At 63.6% G+C, this 22,155-nt stretch carries 16 protein-coding genes and 1 tRNA gene; all 17 read right to left on the bottom strand.

All coding sequences use genetic code 11. The annotated features are described in order from the left end of the window. Positions 1-31 precede the first annotated feature (31 nt). The 17 genes from tssM to FA94_RS08100 all read right to left on the bottom strand — a co-directional run bounded on the left by tssM (position 32) and on the right by FA94_RS08100 (position 22,155). Complete coding sequence (gene tssM / locus FA94_RS08180) at positions 32-3,742, bottom strand: type VI secretion system membrane subunit TssM (RefSeq protein WP_035548792.1); 3,711 nt, start codon at positions 3,740-3,742, stop codon at positions 32-34. After that, positions 3,739-4,935, bottom strand: a complete 1,197-nt coding sequence (tssL, locus tag FA94_RS08175) for a type VI secretion system protein TssL, long form (protein ID WP_197070183.1) — start codon at positions 4,933-4,935, stop codon at positions 3,739-3,741. Before tssL ends, tssM begins: the two co-directional genes overlap by 4 nt. After that, entirely contained in the window at positions 4,935-6,314 is a 1,380-nt protein-coding gene (gene tssK / locus FA94_RS08170; protein WP_051980422.1) for a type VI secretion system baseplate subunit TssK, read from the bottom strand. Before tssK ends, tssL begins: the two co-directional genes overlap by 1 nt. Further along, the gene (tssJ, locus tag FA94_RS08165; protein ID WP_051980421.1) at positions 6,314-6,841 is read right to left on the bottom strand and encodes a type VI secretion system lipoprotein TssJ; all 528 of its coding nucleotides are present in this window, start codon (positions 6,839-6,841) and stop codon (positions 6,314-6,316) included. Before tssJ ends, tssK begins: the two co-directional genes overlap by 1 nt. Before the next feature lie 67 nt (positions 6,842-6,908). Further along, on the bottom strand, positions 6,909-7,298 hold the full coding sequence (locus FA94_RS08160; RefSeq protein WP_035548790.1) for a DUF4150 domain-containing protein: 390 nt from the start codon (positions 7,296-7,298) through the stop codon (positions 6,909-6,911). An 8-nt stretch (positions 7,299-7,306) separates the two neighbouring features. Next, positions 7,307-7,924: a DUF3540 domain-containing protein gene (locus FA94_RS08155; RefSeq protein WP_051980420.1), complete on the bottom strand. Its 618-nt coding sequence runs from the start codon at positions 7,922-7,924 to the stop codon at positions 7,307-7,309. A gap of 35 nt (positions 7,925-7,959) precedes the next feature. Next, positions 7,960-9,204, bottom strand: a complete 1,245-nt coding sequence (locus FA94_RS08150) for a pentapeptide repeat-containing protein (RefSeq protein WP_051980418.1) — start codon at positions 9,202-9,204, stop codon at positions 7,960-7,962. Next, positions 9,201-11,804, bottom strand: a complete 2,604-nt coding sequence (locus FA94_RS08145; protein ID WP_035548784.1) for a DUF2169 family type VI secretion system accessory protein — start codon at positions 11,802-11,804, stop codon at positions 9,201-9,203. The genes FA94_RS08150 and FA94_RS08145 overlap by 4 nt, the downstream gene beginning before the upstream one ends. Positions 11,805-11,829: 25 nt before the next feature. Then, positions 11,830-13,743, bottom strand: coding sequence for a type VI secretion system Vgr family protein (locus FA94_RS08140; protein WP_051980416.1), 1,914 nt, complete (start codon positions 13,741-13,743; stop codon positions 11,830-11,832). An 81-nt stretch (positions 13,744-13,824) separates the two neighbouring features. Further along, positions 13,825-14,901: a type VI secretion system baseplate subunit TssG gene (gene tssG / locus FA94_RS08135; protein WP_081935811.1), complete on the bottom strand. Its 1,077-nt coding sequence runs from the start codon at positions 14,899-14,901 to the stop codon at positions 13,825-13,827. Next, complete coding sequence (gene tssF / locus FA94_RS08130) at positions 14,898-16,778, bottom strand: type VI secretion system baseplate subunit TssF (protein WP_035548781.1); 1,881 nt, start codon at positions 16,776-16,778, stop codon at positions 14,898-14,900. The genes tssG and tssF overlap by 4 nt, the downstream gene beginning before the upstream one ends. Next, positions 16,778-17,341: a type VI secretion system baseplate subunit TssE gene (tssE, locus tag FA94_RS08125; protein WP_176061387.1), complete on the bottom strand. Its 564-nt coding sequence runs from the start codon at positions 17,339-17,341 to the stop codon at positions 16,778-16,780. Before tssE ends, tssF begins: the two co-directional genes overlap by 1 nt. Before the next feature lie 80 nt (positions 17,342-17,421). Then, positions 17,422-17,904, bottom strand: a complete 483-nt coding sequence (locus tag FA94_RS08120) for an Hcp family type VI secretion system effector (protein WP_035548776.1) — start codon at positions 17,902-17,904, stop codon at positions 17,422-17,424. A 44-nt stretch (positions 17,905-17,948) separates the two neighbouring features. Further along, positions 17,949-19,463: a type VI secretion system contractile sheath large subunit gene (gene tssC / locus FA94_RS08115; protein WP_035548773.1), complete on the bottom strand. Its 1,515-nt coding sequence runs from the start codon at positions 19,461-19,463 to the stop codon at positions 17,949-17,951. An 82-nt stretch (positions 19,464-19,545) separates the two neighbouring features. Then, positions 19,546-20,082 carry a type VI secretion system contractile sheath small subunit gene (gene tssB / locus FA94_RS08110; RefSeq protein ID WP_051980413.1) on the bottom strand — a complete coding sequence of 179 codons (537 nt, stop codon included), beginning with the start codon at positions 20,080-20,082 and terminating at the stop codon, positions 19,546-19,548. A 51-nt stretch (positions 20,083-20,133) separates the two neighbouring features. Next, on the bottom strand, positions 20,134-21,321 hold the full coding sequence (tssA, locus tag FA94_RS08105) for a type VI secretion system protein TssA (RefSeq protein ID WP_035548771.1): 1,188 nt from the start codon (positions 21,319-21,321) through the stop codon (positions 20,134-20,136). A gap of 757 nt (positions 21,322-22,078) precedes the next feature. Continuing rightward, positions 22,079-22,155: transfer RNA gene (locus FA94_RS08100), tRNA-Pro, on the bottom strand.

The following is a 22,155-nucleotide window of genomic DNA, read 5'->3' as shown; positions in this document are numbered from 1 at the left end:
AGCAAACGTCCTGATCTGATAGCGAGCGGCTTTACGACGGACACGAAAACGCGTCCATTTGCGGCAACCTGAACGGGTTGTAGCTGCTGTTGGCGATGACCCGCAAAGACAGCTTGCGGCCGTTGAAGTCGAAGGTGGCAACGAAGTGCTCGGGCGTCGCGCCCGGTGTAATGCGCGCCTTGTCGAGCAAACGGTGCAGCGCCCACGGTCCCTGCGTTTGCAGACCGTCGGCGCCGCCGGGTGTGCTGATCTGCAAGCTGACCTGACCGCCGCCGCCGGGGCCCGGCCATTTCACTGTGGTGGGCAGTTGCGGGCCATGGGCGTAGCGGATCGTTTGGCCGTCGACATCCAGCGTGTACTGCGCGATCCCCGGATCCAGTTCGAGCGGCGTCAGCTCGACCTGCAGCGCCGGCGTCGTGGCATTGCCGGAGAAAAACGCGGTGCGGATGATGTCGGCATTCTGGAACGAGCCGGCCAGACGGGCATCGCCCGAGGCGGCGCCGGTCGCGTCGCGCCTGAAGCGCCAGCGGCTGCCGCTGACGTCGATTTGCGACGCCAGATTTTTTTGAAAAAAGCTGTCCATCAAGCCGCCCGTCGCGAACAGCTTCGAAAAATCGTCGAGCGCGACATCGCGGGTGGCGTTGCGCACGAATGGATAGCGCCCGTCGATCATGTGGCGGCACAGTCGGCCTATGCCGCCTTGGGCGTCTTGCGCGAGATTGGCGCGCAGCGCGCCGCCGATCTGCGCCGAACCGTTCTGCGACAGGTCGCCGAACATCTTGCGTAAGGGCATCGGCATACGTCCGGCATCGGCCTGCAGTTTGTCGAACACGCCGGTTGGCGGCGGCGCATTGCCGCTGTTGAGTGCCGCGCTCGCCGACGTCAGGTAGCTGTACAACTCGTCGACCACGCGCAGGTTGCCGTCGAACGGCGCCGTGCCGGCGGCGCCTCCGTCGGACGAGGCGACGAGGCGGCGCAGTGGTTCGAAATGCGCGTCGACGACGGGCTCGGGTCGGTCTTCGCTGGCCGCTTGCGGCACTGCGGGCGCGGCGTTGCCGAACATCGCCGCGAGCGATTGCCGCGCTTCGCCGAGGCGCTGCTGCATGCGAGCCGCCGCGGGGCGCTGCTCGGACGAGGAGGCGGTTCGCGACAGATTCGTCTCACGGGCGGCGGCTTGCAGAAATTGTCTGAGCGGCGAATCCGGCGCCGATAGCGTGCGCGCGATTCGCGTGCTTTGCGCAATCGACTTGCTATCGATCAGCGTCAAGTCGTTGAGATACGCATCCCAGACTTCGATGTAGTCGTTGAAGTACGCGCGTCGGACTTCAAGCGCGAGGCGCGCGGTGTCGACCGTGGGCGCGGCGTCGATGCCCAGCACCCATGGTTCTTCGCTGCGCAGTTGCGCGGTGGCGTTGGCGACGCGTTTGTCGAAGATGTCCCAATAGCCTCGATACGTATACAGGCTGTCGATGCCGTCGCTGAGCGGTTTGCCGCTGATGCGCCGGAACACGAGCGCTGCCTGCGGGCCACCCGCGCTGACGACGGTGAGCGGCGCGGCGTGCGGCATGCGCAGCAGTTCGCGGCGCAACTGATGGTAAGCACGCTGAGCGAACGAATCGCGTGCGAGCCGCTCACGCACGCGGCTCACCAGGGCTGCGTTGAGCGCGAACGGCGACGCGACCGCGCGCGCTTCGAAGAGCCGCGTGAGGTGCGCTTCCAGATGTGCGCGTTGGTCGAGCGTGGTGCTCGATGGCAACGACGTCTGCGTGTCGAGGATCAGCCATGCGGCGACAAAACCGCCGTCGTAGTGAGCGGCGTCGTGAAGCATCAGATAGGCCTTGAGCGCGTCGTACGTATATTCCGGATCGTCGAGCGGGGCGTTGGACAGCAGCGCTTCAAGATGTGCGGCGGTCTGCGGCAGCAGTTTGTCGTCAAGCGCGCGGCGATAGATCGTCTCGCCGGCGTCGCCGATTCTTGCGCCGGGGTAAAGACCGAGTCCGTAGCGCAAGGCCGGCGGGGCATCGATCTCGAAGTGCTCGCTGCGGGGCAGGCCTCGCACTGTGTCGAGCATCGGCGCGAGCGGCGCCAACGCAGCGGCGGGCAACGCGATCGGCGGGCGCGCGTGCAGGTTGAACGCGGCGACGTGCGCGCCGACTTCGTCGAGATAGGCACGGTTGTTCGAATAGCTGATCGTCCAGCCGGCTAGCAGTGTCAGCAACAGGGCACCGCTCGTCACCGCGAGCGCCGTGTGCGCGATCAGACGGCGCCGCAGCGACGCGCGACTCGTGCCGGCGAGGCCGGCATCGGCAAAGACGGCCTCGTGCAGCAGTTGCTTGAGAAAATAGCTTTGGCCGACGCGACTGGTTGCGGGTGCCGGTGACGGCATTACGCTGTGCAACTGTTGTCTGACCGGCGTCAGTATCCGGTCGATCGTCGGCCCGCTCTGCAAGGCGCTAGTGAAGTAGATGCCGCGCGCGACGAGGTTGGCTTCCAGATGCGACGTCTGAAACAGCGTCGAACAGAAGCCGTCGAGCACCTCGCGCAGACTCGCGAACTGCTGCGGGAATAGATAGGCGAGCGCCCGGCTATCGAGATCGGGGTCGGCGCCCACGACGTCGCGCAAGCCGTCGCTCAGGCGCTGCGCGAGTTTGTCGAATGCGTCGGCGAATGCGGCGGTGGCGCTGTTGCGTGCTGCTGCGGTTTCATCGAGCGGAAATGTCGCGCCCCAAACCTGCTCGCGGCCCTCGCGGTTCAGCGCGGAAAAATACTCGACGAAGCCGCTGAGGCGATCCATTCGGGTGAAACATAAGTAGATCGGGACCTGCATGTCGAGCGCCGCCCGCATCGATTGCAGCGGCTTGCGCAGACGCGTCGCGTAGGCCGCGCGTTCGGCTTCGTTCAGTGCGAGCAGCGAGTCGATCGCGACTGTCAGTAGCACGCCGTTGAGCGGTTGGCGCGGCCGATGTTTGCGGAGCAGCGCGAGCAGGGCACGCCACTCGGTGCCGCGCCGCTGGGTGTCGTCGGCGGCTTCCAGAAAGTGGCCCGGCGTATCGACGAGCACCGCGTGGTTACTGAACCACCAGTCGCATTGCTGGGTCGCCTCGACACGGCCGGCGGCAGCGCGCGCCGCTTGCTTGGCGGTCGACAGTTCGAGTCCGCCGTGGACGAGTACAGCGGTCTTGCCCGAGCCGCTGCTGCCGACCACCAAATACCACGGCGATCGATACGCGTACTGACCGGTGATGGTATCGAGCCGTGCCGTGAGCTTGCCTGTGGTCGGGGTTGCGCGACGCAGCAGATAGAGCGCCTCGCGAAAACGGGCGCATAGTTCGGCAACTGCGGCACCGTCGGCGGTGCTGCTGCTTTCCGCTGTTTTCAAGGCGCTCGAATTCGTCCGGTGTTCACGCCAACGCGCGATCATGCCCGCACCCGCACCCGCACCCGCACCCGCACCCGCACCCGCACCCGCACCCGCACCCGCACCCGCACCCGCACCCGCACCCGCACCGCTCGCACTTCCCCGCATCCGCCAAACCAGCCGCATGCATCCGGCCAGCAGCACGAGCGCAATCAACCACGCTCGCACCGCCGCACTTTCCAACGGACGCGTCGCGCCGATCGCCAGCAGCGGCCCCACGCTCCAGATCAACGCGACGACCAGCGCGATTTCGACGCATAGCCACACACACAGCCACCACTCCCGGGACAACATCAGCTTCACTACCCGTGTTACGAACTTCATTGATCGGTCGCCTGCGAAATGCCTTGTCTGTCTGGGGGAAGCGGGACCAGTACGATCTCCACGCGGCGGTTTTGCGCGCGACCATCGGCTGTCTGATTGGTGGCCACCGGCTGTTCGTCGCCACGCCCCGTCACGGTGATGCTGCGGTTCGCGTCGAGGCCGGCCGCCAGCAGCCATTGCCTGACCGCGCTGGCACGGGCTTGCGACAGCGCGAGGTTCGACTCGAAGCGGTGATCTCGAATCGGCTGATTGTCCGTATGACCGGTAATCGCGATTTCGCCGCTCACCCGGTTCAGCACACCGGCGAGATGCACGAGCACCGGCAGATAAGCCGGATTCGCGGTGGCCGAACCGGAGTTGAACAGGCCGTCGCCGCGCATCGCGATCACGCTGCGGTCCGCCTCTTCGCGCAGCGCGAGCAGGCCGCTTTGCAGATCCGCGTCGAGCGCTTGCCGCAGCCTGTTCGACAGCGGCGCGTCGCTCGCGTGGGTGTTTAGCTCGGGCAGATGAAGCGTGACGATCGCCGCATAGACTCGATCGGCGTGCGCGGTAGTCGCCAGCAGAAACGCGGTGAAACTCGCGCTACCGCTCACACCGACGAACAGCAACCACGCCCACAACGGCAGCCCGCGGCGCACTCGCCGCACCGGCGTCCGGTCCGCGGCGCGCCATTCGGGCGACAACGGCAGCGCGTATCCGCCGCCCGTTTCATGCAGCAATTTGTGCAGCCGACGCATCAGCGTTTCGCGTTGCGCGGCACCGTTGTCGATCACGCGGTAGCGTCCCTGGAAACCGAGCATCAGGCAGAAGTACTGCAGCTCGATCATGTCGCGATGCGCGTGCGTGCTCACCGACAGGCGCGCCAGCAACTGGAAGAACTTTTCGCCGCCCCAGGTCTCGTTGTGAAAGGCCACCAGCAGACTGTGCGTCGACCACGCGCCACCGCCGCTCCACGGTGCGAGCGCTGCCGCTTCGTCGAGCGCGGTGCACAGGCAATAGCGCGCGGCGACGATCGTCTCGACGGGAATGGCCGCACGTTGCGCGCGCGCCTGAAACTGCCGGATCTGATCGAGCAGATATTCGCGCAGCTGCTGCGGCGCGAGGTCCGTGCTGGTGCGGATCGGCGCGAGCAGGTCGAGCAGCGGGTTGGCAGCGACGACGAGCGCGTTGCGGGCGTCTGATCGATGCTGCATCACCCGCGAATCGCCCAGCATTCCATCGTCAGACCCGGCAGATCGCCCGCGACGTGCAGCGCGAGTCCGCTGGATTTTTCCAGTTGCTTCCAAAGCTCGGCGCCGGTATCCAGTTCGAAGTAGTGATAGCTCGCGTGATACGGAATCTGCCGAGGCGCAACCGGCAGCGTGCGCAACGCGATGCCGGGCAGATGCAGATTCACCAGATCGGCGAGCCGCTCGGCCGGCCCGATCTTGATCTGTGCGGGAAAGCGTGCGCGAACGGTCTCGGCGGGCAGATCGGCGTGCACGGCGAGCACGAAGCCGGCGCTATGCAGCAACTCGGGGCTCGGAATCCGCGCGACCCACACGCGGTGCGCGCGTTCCTGCAACTCAATCGCGACCGCGTTCTGTTCGAGCACCGTCGACAACGCGCGCCGCAACTCGGCCATCAGCGGCGAAAAGCTGCCTTGCAGATCGTCGTGCCGGTACGCTGGACGAACCGTCGGCCGGCGCTCGTGGTTGGTGTAAGTGGCGAGGTCGAACGCGAGCCTCAACCACTGCTGAAACAGCGACTCGGGATGCACCTCGCCGAGTTCGTGTTCGTGCGAAGTATCGGCCTGCGCCCGATTGATCAGCGCGAGCAGCAGGAAGTCCGCGACTTCCGCGACGCCGCCGCGTCCCGGCCGCGACAGCCGGTTCGCCAACGCATCGCCGCGTTGCTCGAGCAGGCCGTGCAACTCGCGGATGTAGCCGGCGAGCAGCGGATGCTGGCCGGCGATCAGCATCGGCGGAATGTAGAGTTTGTCGAGCACAAGATGGTTGTCGCTACGCCGCTCGACCACGCGTAGCAGGCCGATGGCCTGCCATTCGCTGCCCAGTTCGGACGCCGGCACCAGACGCAGTCGCGCGCGGGCGATCTGCACGCTGGCCGGTCCCAGGGCGACCGCATTGCCGTCCGCGATTTCGCGGACATAGGCGCTATAGCGCGCGAGCGAATCGGCGCGTTCCTCGAAGATCGTGTCTTCGCCGCCCGGCCGCCTGAGCGGCAACGCGAGCAGCACGAGCTGATCTTTTGCGTCGACGGGAATGTCGAGCGGCGCGGGCAGTTCGTCGGGGCCCGTCAGCAGAAAGGGGGTGCCGTCAGGAAACACGCCTTGCGCCATGGTCAGCGAAACTTTCCCCAAGGCTAGCGCGTCATGATCGATTTCGACGCTCGTGAAGCCCCAGAACGCGCGCTGCAAGCCGCGACAACGCAATTGCACATAGCTCTCGACGTAACGTTCGAACTGCTGGAAATGCTGCGGGCGCAGATACATGCCTTCCGACCAGACGACCTTGCTGCGGGACGCGCCCGAGTCTTTCAACGGTAAATTCAACGGCGCGGTGGAATGCTTCATCAAGGGTTCCGATTCAGGGTTCGGACGACGATGCCGCTGTCGTCCAGTTTCACTTGCACTTGCACGACGGGTCGCTGCGGTTCGAACGGCCAGAACGAGGGGAGGCTGGACTCTTCGGCGACGGGTAACGCGATGGCGACGCGCCAGACGTGTCGGTTCAATTCGCGGTAACCGGCGACGATGCCCAGCGAGCGCATCCGCGTATTGCCTGTCCGTTCGATCGACCGTTCGAGCGTCCGTTGTTCGCCGGGCCGCAGAATGAGCTGGTCGAACCCGACGAGGTCGTCACCCAGACTTGCCTTCGCGTGGTCCTGTAACGGCGCGAAGCCGCTCGCGGTGAAAGCGGCGGTCGATTTCAGGTCGTAGAGGCCGACGAGAATCGGCGCGGGACGTCCGAGGCTGTCTGGATTGACGGTTGGGCTGGCGTCGAGAGAGAGCGTGAAAGCGGTGTCTGCGGGTGGGCGTGTTGTTGCGCAGCCGGTGAGCAGCGTGAGCAGGATCAACTGGGGCAGCAGAGCCAGCAGCATTTGCCGCGTTAGGGGAGACGCCGTCGTCGGAAACCGCGCGCGCCATTGCATCGGGATCATGCGCGGTTCAACTCGCCAGATTAAGAATGTGCGTCTGACTGGGCGAGGTGCCCGTGCCTATCGCGTTGGTCGCATTCTGTTGCGTGGGGTCGGTCATCCGGGTAGTCGGCATGCCGTGCAGCAGTACCGTGTTGGCGCCGTTGATATGGCGCGAACTCGCGCAGACGGTGCCGGAACTGACGCCGCCCATCGAGCCCGGCGCGTCGCCGGTGGTGACCGGAATGATGGTCGCGAGATTGTGAGCAGGCGCGCAGGCGACCAGGATATTGCTGACGTTCGGAATTGCCTGCACGCATTGGGCGTTGTTGTCGTAAGCGACCGGCACGCCCAACGGCGGGGTCTTGTTGACGCTGATGGCGTCGTTGGCGCCGGCCGCGCTTGAATTGACCATGACCATGGATGCTCCTAGCCGAGGTGGATTTGTTGGGCGTCGAGTTTCGCCAGACGCTCGGCGGTCAGCAACGTGTGCTTGCCATGCAGACGTACGGCCTCCGATGCGGCGTAGTCGAGATGAGCGCAACGCAGATGATCGACCGTCTCGACCGTGCGAAAACTGGTCTTTGCGATATGCACGACGCGCTCGAAGACGCTCTCCAGGCTTTTACCGATCAACCGCAGCACACCGGCGTGGCCTTCGAACTCGGCGCAGGTGATCGATGCTTTACGCGCGACGAGCGTCGCTTTGTCCGCGTCGAGTGCGAGGCGCTTGCCGTGCAACGCCAGGTCGTTGTCCGCGTGCAGTTGAAGGCCTTGTTCGGCGCGAATATGGATATGGCTCGCCGATTCGAGTAGTAGATCGCCGTCGATGCGAATGCATGCGCTGCGCCCGTGAGGCCGGTTGAGGATAGCCAACACATGGGGGCGCTGCGGCTCGACGTGGCTCACGATGACGCGGTCGCCGATCTCTGGCGCGATCAGGCAACTGAATGCGCGTCGGCACCTTAGCCGGGTGCCCGCGCAGACTACTAGCAACATGTCGTCTTGCAGCAACGCAAGTACGGTGCCGGCGGTTTCAGCGGGCATGGTCGGCAGCGTTCTAGATTTGGCTACGGTTGATGTCATAGAGATTCAGAGGTGGAAGGCGGTGCCGCGCGATCGTTCCGACGTGCCGACCAGGCGCGCGCGGCTTGCAGTGCGGTGTCGCTGGCGGCTACGCCGGGACGGTCTTGCCAGAGGATGGGAGGGGGTTTGCAGCCGAGGTGGACGCGTGCGTCGCCAGCATGGAGTCGTGCGTCGCCGGCGTGGACGTGTTTGCCAACGACATGGGCGTGTGCGCCGTCGGCGTAGGCGCAGGCGCGTGTCTCGCTGGCATGAATGCGCTCGCAGTCATCATCAACGCGCGCCCCATCAAAGCGCGTTCGCGCAAACAGCGCATCGCGAAAATCCGCCCCGTGCAGCAACGCCGACGAAAAATCCGCACGGTCGAGTCGCGTCTGCACAAAAAGCGCGCCGCTCGCATCGGCGCGATGAAACACCGCGCCGGACAAATCCGCACCGCTGAAATCGGCGCTTGCCGCGCGAGCGTCGACCCAGATGCTGTTCGGCAGGCGCCCGCCACGGCACTGCGCGTGGTTCACGCGCGCCTCGAAGAAGTTGGCGAAGGGCGCGTCCACGTCGTCCAGCACCGCGTGGTCGAGTTCGGCGCCCTGAAAATTGCAGCACGGCAGCCGCGCCGATGTGAAGTCCACGCCCTGGAGTTCGGCGCGAATGAACTGGCATTGGTCGAATGTCTGTCCGCGAAACGTTTGTCCCGTCAGATTCGATTCGCTAAAAATAACGCGGTCGAAGCGGCTCTGCGCGAAACGTACATCGTGCAAATCCAGTCGATAGAAAAGGCTCTGGCGAATCGCGGCGGCCGACCAGTCCGCGCCATCCATCGGCGTTTCGTCAAAACAGGCGAAGTCGATTCGCGCCGAGTCGAACTGGCATCCGCTCAGCTCGCACTTAAGAAAGGCAACGTGAGTGGCGCGCGCTCGCGTGAAGCGTGTGCCGCTTGCGTGCGTGCCGGTGAAGCGGCAGTCGTCGAGCGTGCTGTCGGTGAGGTCCGTGCGCATCCACTCGCCGTTCACGATGACGCTTTTCGACAGGTCGGCACAAGTCAGATCGGCGTCCGTGAAGCTGCACTCGTTGAACACGCATTCGCTGAGCCGCGCGTGAGTGAGTTGCGTGCCGCTGAACGTAACGTTCGCGAAGATGCCGCCCGACAGATCTCCGCGCGTCAAGTCGAGCGCTCCCACTGATTGCTGCTCGATGATTTCACCTCGGCGGATCATCTGTTGGATCTGTTCGCGCGTGAGACTCATGGCGGGCTCGCTAACGGATGGAACACGGCCTGCTCCAGATAAGCGCCGTCGAACTGCCCGCGTTCGCCGCTTCGTGAAACGTCATCCGGCAAAACTTCGGCGAGATTGGCGCGAAACAGATTCGCTTCGTGCAGGCCTGCGCCGCGCAGATCGGCACCTCGCAGATAGCCGCCGATCAAGTCAGCGCCTGCCAGCCTCGCGCCGCGCAGATCGGTGCGAACCATGTAGCCGTTCTCGACCCGTGCGTTTTGCAGATTGGCGTCGTGCAGGCAGGCATCGGAGAAGTCGCATTGGTCGATTCGCGCATGGCTGAAATTGGCGCCCTTCGCGCTGGCTTGACGCAAGTTCACTTCGCTGAGCGTGGCGTGCGAGAAATCGGCGCGATCCAGCACGCTGTTTTTCACGAAGCAGGCCTGGCGCAACGTGGCGCGATCGAAACGGATACCGACCGCCGAGGTGTCGATGCCTGCAAAGCCGTGAATGTCGGCCTCGGAAAAACTGACGTGGTCGGCCGTGCACTGGATCAACGCCAGCTTGCGGATTCGCGCGCGGCTGAAGTCGACATGCTGAAAAGCCTGTTCGATGAACGCCAGATCGCTCAGCGTGGCCTCGCTGAAATCGACGGAATCGAAACGACACTGGCTGAAGCGAGCGCGGTCGATCGATGCGCGGCGCAGCTTGCATCGGTGCAATTGAGTGCGTTCGAACAGAGCGCCGTCGAGCGTTGCTTCGTCGAAATTGGTGTCGTCGCAGTGCGCCAGTGAAAGGTTGGCGCGGCTCAGATTCGCGCCGTGTAATGTGGCGCGAGTGAGCGTGGTGCGGACAAGCACCGCGTCGTTCAACGTGGCGCCGGTGAGATCGGCGTCGGTGAGGTCGGCGTTTTCGAGCAGCGCGGAGGATAGCAACGCGCCGCGCAAACTCAGGCCGCTTAGATCGGCGCCCGTCAGGTCCAGATCGGCGAGCGATTCGCCGTTGGCATGCAGGGCTATGACGCGGTCACGTATCGCGTGAGCCGCAGCCGTACTCGCGTCGAGGCGTGGGGCGGCCTCTTGGTAGTGCGCGGTATGGCGGTAGGCTTCACGTAGTTTGAAGGTTGCCTCGCGTGTCATGTCGGCCATTTCGGCTTGCCGGGAATCAACGGGGTGAGCGGGCGGCGCGTTGTCGTGAAGCAGCGTCGGCGGCCCGCGTCGTGGTGCCGTGGGTGGACAGTGGGCGGCGTGTTCATCCTCGATACGCTGCCGCGTCTGGTCTAGCGCGGCGCGCTGTTCGCTCGCCAGTTGTTCCTGACGCTGCACGAACTCGGCCAGATCGTCGAGCCGCGGTGCGTGCGTCGGGCCAGGCGATGTTGCGAACGCATTGGCAGGGAACGGGATGCCTGCGTGCTGCGCGGAGAAGGCGGCTTCGTCGGCGAGCGATCGTGCGCGGTTTAACAGGTTGCGCTGCCATGCGCCGTGTGATGGATCGCCTGGCGTGCCGGCGTTGTCGCGCGTTGAGTCGGCGGCTGTCGATGCGGGTATCGACGCGGGCATAAGGTCGCTATCGCGCAACGCATGCAGCGCGCCGTGCTGACTGTCCATCCGCAATTCGAAAACACGCTGATAGTGCTCCGCTGATCGAGCTTGGCTGCTTGCCTCGGCGGCGATCAGCAAACAGGCGATGTCATGAGCATCGAACGTTTCGATTTCCGCGACGCCGTGAAAAATCATCACCACACGCTCGCGATGGGGAATGAACCAGGCAGTGGTCAGACGCATCGCAATTTCAGTCAGCAGCGTGGACTGACGCCGCCGGATAAAGCTGCGAGCACGCAACGCCGGCAAGACGCCCGCGATCACTTCGCGCTCCGGATGCAAGCGCTTGATCTCATAGGCCGCGCCGTCCGGCAGCGCCGCGTGTGCCGGCAATTGCTGGTCCAGCGGTGCGACGTTGAAATAGCGACGATCCATCGTGCGAGGAAAGCCGGGACGATCCTGCTCGTGCCACGCCTCGTCTAACTGACCAAAGAGCGCGCTGCGTTGCGGCCAACTCGGCGCGATCGGCGTAAAGGCGGCGGGCGCGATGTGTTGCCCACGCTGCATGAGCGCGTTCTCCGCGTATTCGATGTTGGGCAGTAGAGCCGGCGTGTCGCGGTCGTCGCCGGTTGCGCTGCTGAATCCCAGACCGACGGGATTGTCCGCATACCCGGCACCACCGTAGGCATGCAGCCAGTCGATCCGTAGCGACTCGAACGGTTTGGCCGCCGTGGCTGTGTCGCCGTTCCAGTTGCGCTCGCCCGACACGCGTAACCGCTTCTGCACGCCCGCGAAGCGGATGCCGACCTGGCAAGTGTTAGTGCGACCACCGCGGTCACCGCGTTCACAGTACGTGCCGTAGGCATTCGCGGACACCAGAAACTCGGCGTGCGATTTGGGCAGTGCCACGTCGAGCGTATAGCCCGCCAGTTCATCACCGACCGTATTCCACAACTCGGATTCGCTCACGATTTGCGGCGTCGCGCCGAGTGTCGCCATGACCGGAATCGCGATGCCGAGGTGTTCGCGACCGTGCGCGCGGTAGGAGCGCGTGAGGATACCGAGCGGCGTGGGCTTGATGATTTTCATAACGGATGGATTCGGATGGCCGACGTCAGAACGTGACCGACAGGCCGACGGTGCTATACGACACGCCGGTCGCACTGACACTCGACCCGGTGCTGCTGACCGAAGAGCCGGTCGCGGAAACCGATGAACCGGTGGAGGAAACCGACGTTCCCGTCGTGGTGACGCTCGAGCCATTCGCCCCGACCCACGAACCGTTTGCGGACATGGCCGAACCGGTCACGCCCGCGCTCGCGCCGGTCATGCTGACGCCGGTGCCGAGCACACTGATCTGGTGCGCCGTAAACGAGCGGGACGTACCGAGCGTGATCGAGGTCGAATCGCCCTTGACCGAGACGGATGAACTGCCGCCGACTGAGGTCGACGTATTGTTCGCGACCGATTCGGTTTTGTCGCCGCCGACATCGTGCGTCGCGTCGTTTTCCACCGACAGCGCGTAGTCGCGCTCCGCGTGCAGGCTGATCTTTTCCACCCCACGCTTGTCTTCGAAACTCAGCATGTTGGCGTTCGCGCGGGTGCCGCCGGGTGTGCGCGTGACGAAGCCGCTTTGCGTCGCGGCTTCCGGCAGGCTGAAAGGCGGCATCTGATCGGCGTTGTAGACGCGGCCGGTGACGAGCGGCCGGTCGAGTTCGCCGTTCAGAAAATCGACCACGACCTCCTGACCGATTCGCGGCACGTGAATGCCGCCGAATTGGGCGCCGCCCCATGCGCTCGACACGCGCACCCAGCACGAACTGTTTTCGTCGCGCGTGCCGTAGCGGTCCCAGCGAAACTGCAATTTCACGCGGCCGTATTGATCGGTCCAAAGTTCGTGGCCGGCTGGTCCGACCACTACGGCGGTTTGCGGACCGGTCGCCCTTGGCACGCCCGTCACGCTCGGCGCGCGATAGGGCAGCGACGCGGGTTGCGCGATGAAATCGAATTCGAAGCGGGCTTTGCTGCTGCCGGTTGCGTAGCCGCCTTCCTGCAGTCGATAGCTCACGCCGACTATCAGGCAAGCGCGGTTTTCCACCTGCCGCGGACAGCCTTGCAACGTGAACAGGTAGCCCGGCGCGATCGCACGCAAACGCGTATGCGCCTGAACGCGTGCGTGCGCGGCCTGTTCCGCTTCGAGGCGTACACGTGCATAGTGTTCGCCCTGATCGGCTTCGATATAGCCGCCTCGCCATTGGTATTTCGCGTATTCGCCGTGCTCGGCGCTCAACGGCCTGGCGCGCACCTGCGACAGATCGGCTTGCGGTTTGCGGAAGTCGTAGTCGTCGACGGTGTAGGCGCCGGGGCTCAGTTCGACCGCCGGATGCCAGGCGTCGACGCCTTCTTCGGTGGGCAGCGCGAGATGGTCGGCGGCGAGCCAGGGCAGCGCCGCATGGCCTGGCAGCGGATCGTGCGCGCTGAGGTCGTCGGCCAGCACCAGCACCTGCTGGTCCGCTTCGTGACGGAAAAAGTAGTAGATGCCTTCCTGCTCCATCAGCCTGCTGACGAACGCAAAATCGCTCTCCTCGTACTGCACGCAGTAGTCCCAACTGCGATACGCGGTCAGCAGACGTTCGTCGACCTGGAAACGGTATTTGTCGAACACCTGCCGCAGAATCTCCACGACCGACAGGTTCTGGAAAATCCGGCAATCCGTGCTCTGCGTGAGATACCAGAGCCACGGACGCAGCGTAACCGTGTAGACATAGCTGCGCGCCGTACTGGTTTCACGGCCGCTGAATGCACAGCGCGCGATCTGGCCGCCGAGATGGCGCAGCGCGCCGGAGCTCGTGACGATATCCAGCGAGAGCGGCTTGCCGAGCAGCGCGTTCATATCGAGCGAGGCGGAAGGGCTCACCAGTTCCACCTGAAACTCGTACAGCGACGACAGCATTTCCGTGCCGGTCAACGAACGGAACGCGAGCATGGCCGGATCGAGCGGCGTGTGTGCGGTGACGATGTGGTTCATGACAAGTTTCCTGCGTGACGGGCGTGCGGGCGCGACGGGCGTGACGGACGTGAGGGTTAGTGAGTGCGGCTTCGGGGCTGCTCAGGCAGTGGCGGTTTCCTGTTCGTATAGTTCGGGTTGGTAGACGAAATCGTCGGCGTCGACGGTGGTGGCATCGGCGTTGGAGGTAGCGCCAGTGCGGGTGCCGAGCCAACTACCCCAGCCCAATGGCGGGTTGTTCGGGCTGTTACCGCCCAACGTGGCGCCGCTCACCTGGTCGGCGGCCAGAACCAGCCGCAGGTCCCACGCCCATTCGACGCCGCCGTACAGACGCACCCACTGCGCGACCTGACGCGCGCGCGGCGTGCGCGGCAAGAGCGCTAAAAACTGCGCGTGCGATAACGGGCCGACCCTGAGCTCGAACTTCGACTGCACGTCGCGCACCGCGACGCCGAGCAGCGCGCCGCTGCCGAGCTTGCGGGTCGCCGCGCTGCCACGCAGTTGGGTGCGTTGTGACGCGTCGACCGGTATCCAGCTCGGTACGAACTCGACGATCGCCACCGGCACGCCGAGATACGCTTGCAGGATCTGCTGCAGTCCCGCCGGATTGCGGGTTTGCCGCACCAGATGGCCGGCCATGAAATGGCAAGCGTGAGCGGGCAGGCCACCGTGGGGAGTCTGCGACGGCAAGCCCAGATGAATCAGGCTCGCGACATACGCGTCGAAGCGCGCGCCCGCGCCACGGTCGAGGCTCACGGTAGCTTGTGCGTCGGCCCATGCGCGATAGAACAGCAGCGTCAACCGGTGATGAAACAGATCGGCGAACGCGGTCAACGCGGAGTCGTCGTGATTGCGCGCCCGGTCGCGCGCGTATTCGGTCAAATGAAGCGGCAGCGGACCGTTGGGGCCGAACAGGCCGAAGCCGAAGATCGACACGCGCGGCGGCGCGCCTTCAATCGCCGGCGTCGCGCTCGCCAGCGTGGCGGGCGCAAATACGAGAGACGGTTGCTGGCCGATGCGTAGTGGCTCGTCGCCCGGATGAATCGCGTGTCCGAGGCGCGCCGGCATACCGGAGCGGGCGTCGAGCCAGCGCAACAGCGCGTAGAGGTCGTATGCGTGCGGCGCGTTTGCGACCTGCTGCCAGAAGGTCGGCAGCGACGGATGGGCGGCGCCGTTCATGCGATCGGGCGGCAGCCGACACGCGGCGCCCACCGGTTGATCTCGCCGCGCTGCAGCGTTGCCACGGCGAGTTCGCTGAAGCTGTTCAGCGACACATGGCGGGCGAAGAATTGCTCCAGCACCGCGCCGAACAGATAGGGACTGGCGCCGGAAAAAGCGAGTTCGTCGAGCATTAGCGAAACGGCTACGCCGCGTCCGAACATCAGCGGCCCCGGCTGCGGCAACTGACGGTAGACGGGCTGAACCTGAACGCTGCGCAGCCCCTGAATCTGCGGCATCACGTTGGCTTGCGCGGCGCCCGCATAAAGTTCGAGCAACTCGCGCAGCACTTGCGCGCCTTGATCGCCGTCGAGATCGGTCAGCGTCAGATAGTTGAGGCCGAGGTGGCTGATCAGGCGCCAGGTGATGTCGCTATCGGCAAGCGCCGGGCGCGGCGGCGTCGGTCCGCGCAGCACCTTGATAGCGCTGACGGGCGCGGAAATACGCAAACTGAAATCGCTGTTGCCGGCGAGCGGAATCAGTGGCGCGAGGTCGCGATTGGTGCAGAGCGCTTCCACCGACAACTGGCGCAGATCGTCGGAAAACGGGGCGTCGTTCTGGTCGACCAACGAGAGGAACACTTCGCTGCCGCTATAAGCGGCCGGTGCGTTGCCGTGCCCTTGGCCGCGCGCGGCTTTGCCGAGGCGAGGTTCGCGACGGACCGAGAAATAGCGGCCGTGGCCGCCGGGCGCGTCGGCGGAAAACGTGCCGTAGAACGCCCGGAACTCACAGTGACTGCCGGAGGACTGCCGATGCCCGGTCACTTTCTCGACGGTATGGATCTCATGGTCGAGCGGCCTCGTACGGTCCACCACCAAATGATGTTCGTGGCGTTGCAGCGTGATCGCGATGCGATCCGTGCGTTTCGGAAACAGATTGATGACCGGCGTGCAGAACAGCGCAAGACTGCGGATGTCGACCGAGCGCTCGAGTTCGGGCGCGGTCTTGTCAAGCAGGATGGTCAGCGAAAACGTCGTGCCTTCAATCTTGCGCAGCGCGGGGCGCAGATGCCTGATGCTGAAAAACAGGAAGCGCGCCGGGAACGCGAAGTACTCGTGCAGGAGCCGATAGCCGTGGAACGAGCGCGAACCGTAGGGCAACAGCGCCTGGGCCGCGTCGAATCCTTCGTGATGGAGGGCTTCGCTGTCGAGCAGCGAGCAACGGTTTGCGGTCTGCGCGCCGTCACTGCAGACCACGCCGACGGAATGTGCGAGCAGCAGTTCCAGCAAAGGCAACGCCTGGTTTTCCGCGCCACTGAGGAAAAGTGTCAAGGCGTCGAGCGGCAATTGGGTCACGCTGTCGGCGCCGCTGACTTCGAGCCGTACGTGCAACGCGGCGCGTACTTCGCCTTGAACGTTGAGTCGTGACAGCGGTAATTCGGTTGGCACGCCGCGCAGCCTGACCTCCGTCACGCGTAGCGGCCAAAGCGTCAGCGCGTGAGCCGTGCGAAAGTCGCAGGCGGTCTGTTCCCCCTGGCTGAGATGAGCGCGCAGCGGTGTACCGGCCGGCAACGTGTAGCCCTCATTCAGGCTGCCTTCGCGCAGATTGGGCTGCACGGCGACGATCGCCATCGACGGCAACGGCGCCAGGTAGTTCGGGTAGACGACATCCAGCAGCCGCTGCGAAAAGCGCGGAAATTCGGCATCCATCTTCAACTGGATGCGCGCGGTCAGAAAGCTGAAACCTTCCAGTAGCCGCTCGACATACGGGTCCGGCACGGACGTGCTGTGCATGCCGAGATGGCCGGCGGTGTTCGGAAACGCTTCCGCGAACTCGGCGCCGAGTTCGCGCAGGTAGGCGAGTTCGCGGTTGTAGTAGTCGAGCAGGCGTGCGTCCATTACGCGATACCTGGCGAGTGCAAGATGACGCGGCCGTTCTCGAGATCGATTTGCGAACGCAGCACAAACGCTTGCGGCGCGCCGGCCGCCCACAACTGTCCGCTGATCTCCAGCGGCAGCGTGTGGCCGTGTCGATCCGCGTTTGATCCGGCGACGCATCGCACCTCGATGCTGTCGGCCAGAATGCGTGGCTCGAACTGCGTGATCGCTTCGCGAATCGCGCCTTCGATGTGAGTCCAACCGTTGGCCGGCAAACACGAGCCGGCCAACGCGTTCATGCCGAAATTGATCACCGAGCGGCGTACGTGCGGATAGGCGTCGAGGTTATCCGTCACGTCAAGCGGGACACTGTTCATGAGCCAGCCAAGATCGCGCAGAATCGATTCGCGCAATGCCGTGCGCGACGCCGTATGCGGCGGCACGTGGCGTTCGCCCGACTCGTTCCATACGGGCGAACGGTGCGCGGTCAGGCGATCCAGCAGCATGGGCTGAACGTCGATACGCGGTCCACGGCGCGGCGCCGCGGAATCCCACGGCTCGCGCAAGAAAGAAGGCTCGTTCACAGATAGTCTCGCTGGCAGGTGAGCCATGCGGGCAATCGCGTTGGTTTGCCCGTACAACTCGCTGAAGAAGGAAGGCTGGCTTAAACCTCGCGGTTCTGCTTGACGTCCCAGGCGAGCACGCTTTCGCCGCCGCGATTGCCCTGGTCGGTCTGCTCCCAATATTGTTTCCTCACCTTGGCTGCCTGGAATGCGTAAGTCACCTGCACCGCCTCGGACGTTCTCGCGGCGCCCTGCAGGACGGACGTGACCAGAACCTCGGAGAGTGTGATTCGCAGATACTCGATCTGTGCCCCGCCCGCTTTGCACACCGAGACTTCGACCTGTGGCAAATGCCTGCCGTTGGCGCAGTACTTGAGGATCGCCGGCGCGGCTTTATCCATGAAGGTTTCGACCTCCAGATCCTGGAAACTGGCTTTGCCGATGCCGCCGCCACTTCCCGTCGCCATATTGCCGGGCTGCGCCGCGCCCCACGAATAGGACTGGATGTCGATCCACCCTTTATGGTTGGCGTCTTTCGATTCGCCGGTGACGCCGTCTACCCGCATGTACATATCCACTGACATTTTTCCGTTCCCTGTTCAATGAAGCGAAACTGATGACTTGATGTTTAGAGCCGTTGCGCTGATGTCGCGCTGTCTTTCAGCGCCGGCAACTTCGACACCAGCCGCAATGACACGGTGAGGCCTTCGAGTTGATAGTGCGGACGCAAGAAAAATTTGGCGCGGTAGTAGCCGGGGTTGTCGTCCAGGTCCTCAACCACGATTTGGGCCGCCGCCAGTGGTTTTCTTGCCTTGGTGTCCTGCGACGAGTTGACCGGGTCGCCGTCTACGTAATTCATGATCCAGTTGTTCAGCCACGCTTCCATGTCGCCGCGTTCCCTGAATGAACCGATCTTGTCGCGCACGATGCACTTTAGATAGTGAGCAAAGCGGCAGCACGCGAACAGATAGGGCAGACGCGCGGCCAGTTGCGCGTTGTCGGTGGCGGTGGCGTCGTGATATTCGGCTGGCCGTTGCAGCGATTGCGCACCGATGAACGTTGCGCTATTGGAGTTCTTGCGATGCACGAACGGCATGAAGCCGTTTTTAGCGAGTTCCGCCTCGCGCCGATCGCTAATGGCGATTTCAGTCGGACACTTGATGTCGACGCCGCCGTCGTCGGTGGGAAATGTGTGGGTGGGCAGATCCTGCACCGTGCCGCCCGATTCGACGCCGCGAATCGACGTGCACCAGCCGTAATACTTGAACGAGCGATTGACGTTGAACGCCATCGCGTACGCGGAGTTGATCCACGTGTAGCGCTCGTGATTGGCGCCTTCCGTGTCTTCCTCGAAATCGAAAGCATCGACAGGATTCTCGCGTGCGCCATACGGCAGGCGCGCGAGAAAACGCGGCATGGTCAGGCCGAGATAGCGCGAGTCGTCCGACTCACGCAAATGGCGCCACGCGGCGTATTCGCTGTTCTGAAAAATCTTGCTGAGGTCGCGCGGATTCGACAACTCCTGCCACGACGCCATTTGCATGACCGCGGGCGAGGCGCCGGTAATGAACGGGCAGTGCGCGGCGGCGGCGATCCTGGCAATTTCGCCGAGGGTTTCGACATCAGGCGGGCTGTGGTCGAAGTAGTAGTCACCGACCAGGCAGCCGAGCGGTTCGCCGCCGAACTGGCCGTATTCTTCCTCGTAGACCTTCTTGAACAGTGGACTCTGATCCCACGCGACGCCCTTGTGCCGTTTCAGCATACGGCTCAGTTCCGTCTTGCTGATCGGCATGCAGCGGATCTTCAGCAATTCGTCCGTTTCGCTGTGGTTGACCAGATAGTGCAGTCCGCGCCACGCCGATTCCAACTGCTGGAAATCGGGGTGATGAATGATCGAGTTGATCTGCTGTGACAGCTTGCGATCGATTTCGGCAATCACCGTCTGGATCGTCTGATACGCGTCGTCCGACATAACGACCGCGTTTTCCAGCGCCTGCAAAGCGAGCGTTCTGACCGCGCCGTCAATGGCCTGCTGCGTTTGCTCGGTGCGCGGATTGAATTCCCGCATCAGTGCGGCTGAAAAATGTTCAGCCGTGAACGTCGGGCTGGCTGATTGCTGGGTGATGGACTGTGCGAGAGTCATGGTGATCTCCGAAAGCGATCCTTGAGTCGATGTCATGCACGGTGGTCGTGCCTATCTTTGTCAGCGGTCTCAATGGCGGTGTCTAGGTCGCATTTTTTGTTTCGAGAGGGACCGATGTACCGGCAAGCGCTTTCAGCAACGCTGGGTTCTTCAATGCCTCGGTGAGCAAGGCTTCCGCGCCGCTTTTGCCGTCCATATAAGACAGCAGGTTCGACAATTGCGAGCGCGCCTGCAGCAACTGGTCGAGCGCGGGCACCTGGTGCGCGATCCTGGCGGGCGAGAAATCTGCCATGCATTCGAAGGTGAGCTCGGCGGCGAGCATGCCTTGGCCGGCAATGTCGTTCGACACTTGAAGCGCCACCCGAGGCTGGACCGACTTGAGCCGTTCGTCGAAATTGTCGACGTCGATTTCCATGAATTTGCGCACCTCGAAACCAGGTAGAGGGCGGGCGGATTTGCCGGCAAGATCGGCGATGACACCCATCACGAATGGGATTTCCACTTTGCGCTCGCTGCCGTACACCTCGACGTCGTATTCGATCTGCACGCGCGGCGCCCGATTTCGCGCGATGAATTTCTGCCCGGTTGCTTTTGCTTTCGATGCGTTCGAATGGATCATGTTGACTTGCGCTCCCTATGGGTTTCGGCTGCTCGCAGCTCGTGGGTTGGATCAGTTGCCGGAACTAGCCGCTGGTTGCTGGGGCTCGCCCGCGAGGGCCTCGATTTGCGGCAATGCGCCGGGCAGCATGTCGCGCACGATTTCGCGGAAGTTCATGTGCATCAGCCGCTGTGCGCGACGTACCAGCAGAGGCGCGGGATGGCCCGGCTCCGTGCGCTCCAGATAACGGCATACGCTTTCGAGCGCGAGCATGGCGTCCTGGCGTGAACCGAGCGCGATGGGGCTGCTGGGCGGTCCGAGGACGCCGGCAACGGGCCGCGCTGATAGCGATGCCGACGCCGGATCGAATTGCTGAACCTGCCCGGTTTTAACGGACGGCTGGGTGAACCGTTCTTCCTGGACAGACTCCCGGCGCCAGTGCGTCTCTTCACCGTGTTCGGTTCGGGTATTCGGCCCGCGTTGGAACTCGGGATGATCGGTGATCGACGACAGGTTCGCGCTCCCGGGTTTCTGCGCTGCCTGCAAAACCACGGTCAGTGGATGTTCGACAGCGCTTGAATCCGACCCCCACGCGTAGTCCAGATTCATCGAGATGTGCGCTGAGATGCGTTCAATGGCGTGGAGCACTTGCCGCGCAATGGCGAGTTCTTCGGGGGCGCCGTGTAGCACCGAGCGCAACTCCGCTTGCAGGTCGGCGTTCGACGACGAACCCATATTCGCGGCTGAAGCCGGTCTTCCTTCGAGAATGGCCGCCGCGTCCCGCAGCGACAGCGGGCCCAGCCGCCAGTGCAGCAACGTGGCGCTGCGGACCGCGTGTCCGAGGGCCTCGCGATCCGTGAACGCGGCTAATGCGTTGAGCCGCGGAAGTGGATCGAATTCTCCGGCTGCCTGGAGCTGAGGATGAATGGGCTCCCAGAATTGATCGAGCGCGTCTGCGGCGAGCGAGATGCCCTTCGCGTAGCCTTCCAGACCGTCAATGGCGGTCCAGGCTAGCGTCAACAGTGCGAAGAGGCGCAAGTCGATCGATCTGTCGAGCAACGCGATCGCCAACGCCGCCACTTGCCGCCAGTCCGGTGCGACGGCTGGAATCAGCGTGTCGCCGAATTGTTGTTCGCGACGGCCGGTTGCGACTTGCTGCAACGCGATGAATTCAGCGTCATATTCCAGATCGGCGCCACAAGGGTGCTCGAAACTGATGGGGCTAACCGGATAGACGGGAGCGAAGTTGATGGAATGCATTGACTAAATAACAGGCGGATTTTGTTCCAGTGAAACCAATTGAGCGCGAGTCTTAATTCGCGCGACTGCTAATAAGAATTTCTCGGATAATCAGGTGATTTTTTCGGACGGCCTGAGTCTCCTGGTATTAACGTGGGTTGACTCAACCAAACTCCGCTCACGGATTGCCAAAAGCCAGGCGCTACGGGCGTGCCGAACCAACGACGGTGCGGGCCCTTCGTGACTAGCTGTTAGTTGGGTTTGATTGGCATGCCGAAATATATCGGGCAAGCGTTTGGTTCGAGTCAATATTATTCCAGGTTTATTCATCGCGCAAGCTTGTTCGTCTATCTTTTAATGACTTGAATTTATTCCTATTATTAAGATGAGGCGAGAGCGCGCGGCCGAGATTAACAATCACGCGGCACTGATATTGATCGGATTGCGTTTGCTTATTGCAGAGACGCGCGCCGTTATTTCGCGTGCGGCGCAGCACGGCACCGAAGCCGGCTGCCACGACTGATTCTGGTGGACGTTGTGAGTGACCCGGCGGCAGAGTGCGCGACGCATCGTCGCGTGCGGGATAGCGAGATCCGCCGGTGTCTGGCGGATGCCGATCGAGTGCGGCGCGCCTACATTGCAACGGGGGCGCTGCCGGCGATGTTGGTGGAGCGGTTCAAACAGCGTCCACTGGACGATTCGACAAACCGCCGACCCAAAACAAAAAACCGCCGAGCAAGCTGGGCGGTTTTTCGAGCCTTCAACATCAAGGCAAATCTGGTCGGGGTGAGAGGATTCGAACCTCCGGCCTCTACGTCCCGAACGTAGCGCTCTACCAGGCTAAGCTACACCCCG

It is taken from the genome of Burkholderia sp. 9120, from assembly GCF_000745015.1.
Lineage (GTDB): Bacteria > Pseudomonadota > Gammaproteobacteria > Burkholderiales > Burkholderiaceae > Paraburkholderia.
Note: the sequence above shows the minus strand (reverse complement) of the source record. Positions and strands in the feature narration are given on the sequence as shown.

Bases quoted from the DNA above. Each gene is read 5' to 3' on its own strand.
- tssM (WP_035548792.1), bottom strand. From the start codon at position 3,742: ATGAAGTTCGTAACACGGGTAGTGAAGCTGATGTTGTCCCGGGAGTGG.
- tssL (WP_197070183.1), bottom strand. From the start codon at position 4,935: ATGCAGCATCGATCAGACGCCCGCAACGCGCTCGTCGTCGCTGCCAAC.
- tssK (WP_051980422.1), bottom strand. From the start codon at position 6,314: ATGAAGCATTCCACCGCGCCGTTGAATTTACCGTTGAAAGACTCGGGC.
- tssJ (WP_051980421.1), bottom strand. From the start codon at position 6,841: ATGCTGCTGGCTCTGCTGCCCCAGTTGATCCTGCTCACGCTGCTCACC.
- FA94_RS08160 (WP_035548790.1), bottom strand. From the start codon at position 7,298: ATGGTCATGGTCAATTCAAGCGCGGCCGGCGCCAACGACGCCATCAGC.
- FA94_RS08155 (WP_051980420.1), bottom strand. From the start codon at position 7,924: ATGCCCGCTGAAACCGCCGGCACCGTACTTGCGTTGCTGCAAGACGAC.
- FA94_RS08150 (WP_051980418.1), bottom strand. From the start codon at position 9,204: ATGAGTCTCACGCGCGAACAGATCCAACAGATGATCCGCCGAGGTGAA.
- FA94_RS08145 (WP_035548784.1), bottom strand. From the start codon at position 11,804: ATGAAAATCATCAAGCCCACGCCGCTCGGTATCCTCACGCGCTCCTAC.
- FA94_RS08140 (WP_051980416.1), bottom strand. From the start codon at position 13,743: ATGAACCACATCGTCACCGCACACACGCCGCTCGATCCGGCCATGCTC.
- tssG (WP_081935811.1), bottom strand. From the start codon at position 14,901: ATGAACGGCGCCGCCCATCCGTCGCTGCCGACCTTCTGGCAGCAGGTC.
- tssF (WP_035548781.1), bottom strand. From the start codon at position 16,778: ATGGACGCACGCCTGCTCGACTACTACAACCGCGAACTCGCCTACCTG.
- FA94_RS08120 (WP_035548776.1), bottom strand. From the start codon at position 17,904: ATGTCAGTGGATATGTACATGCGGGTAGACGGCGTCACCGGCGAATCG.
- tssC (WP_035548773.1), bottom strand. From the start codon at position 19,463: ATGACTCTCGCACAGTCCATCACCCAGCAATCAGCCAGCCCGACGTTC.
- tssB (WP_051980413.1), bottom strand. From the start codon at position 20,082: ATGATCCATTCGAACGCATCGAAAGCAAAAGCAACCGGGCAGAAATTC.
- tssA (WP_035548771.1), bottom strand. From the start codon at position 21,321: ATGCATTCCATCAACTTCGCTCCCGTCTATCCGGTTAGCCCCATCAGT.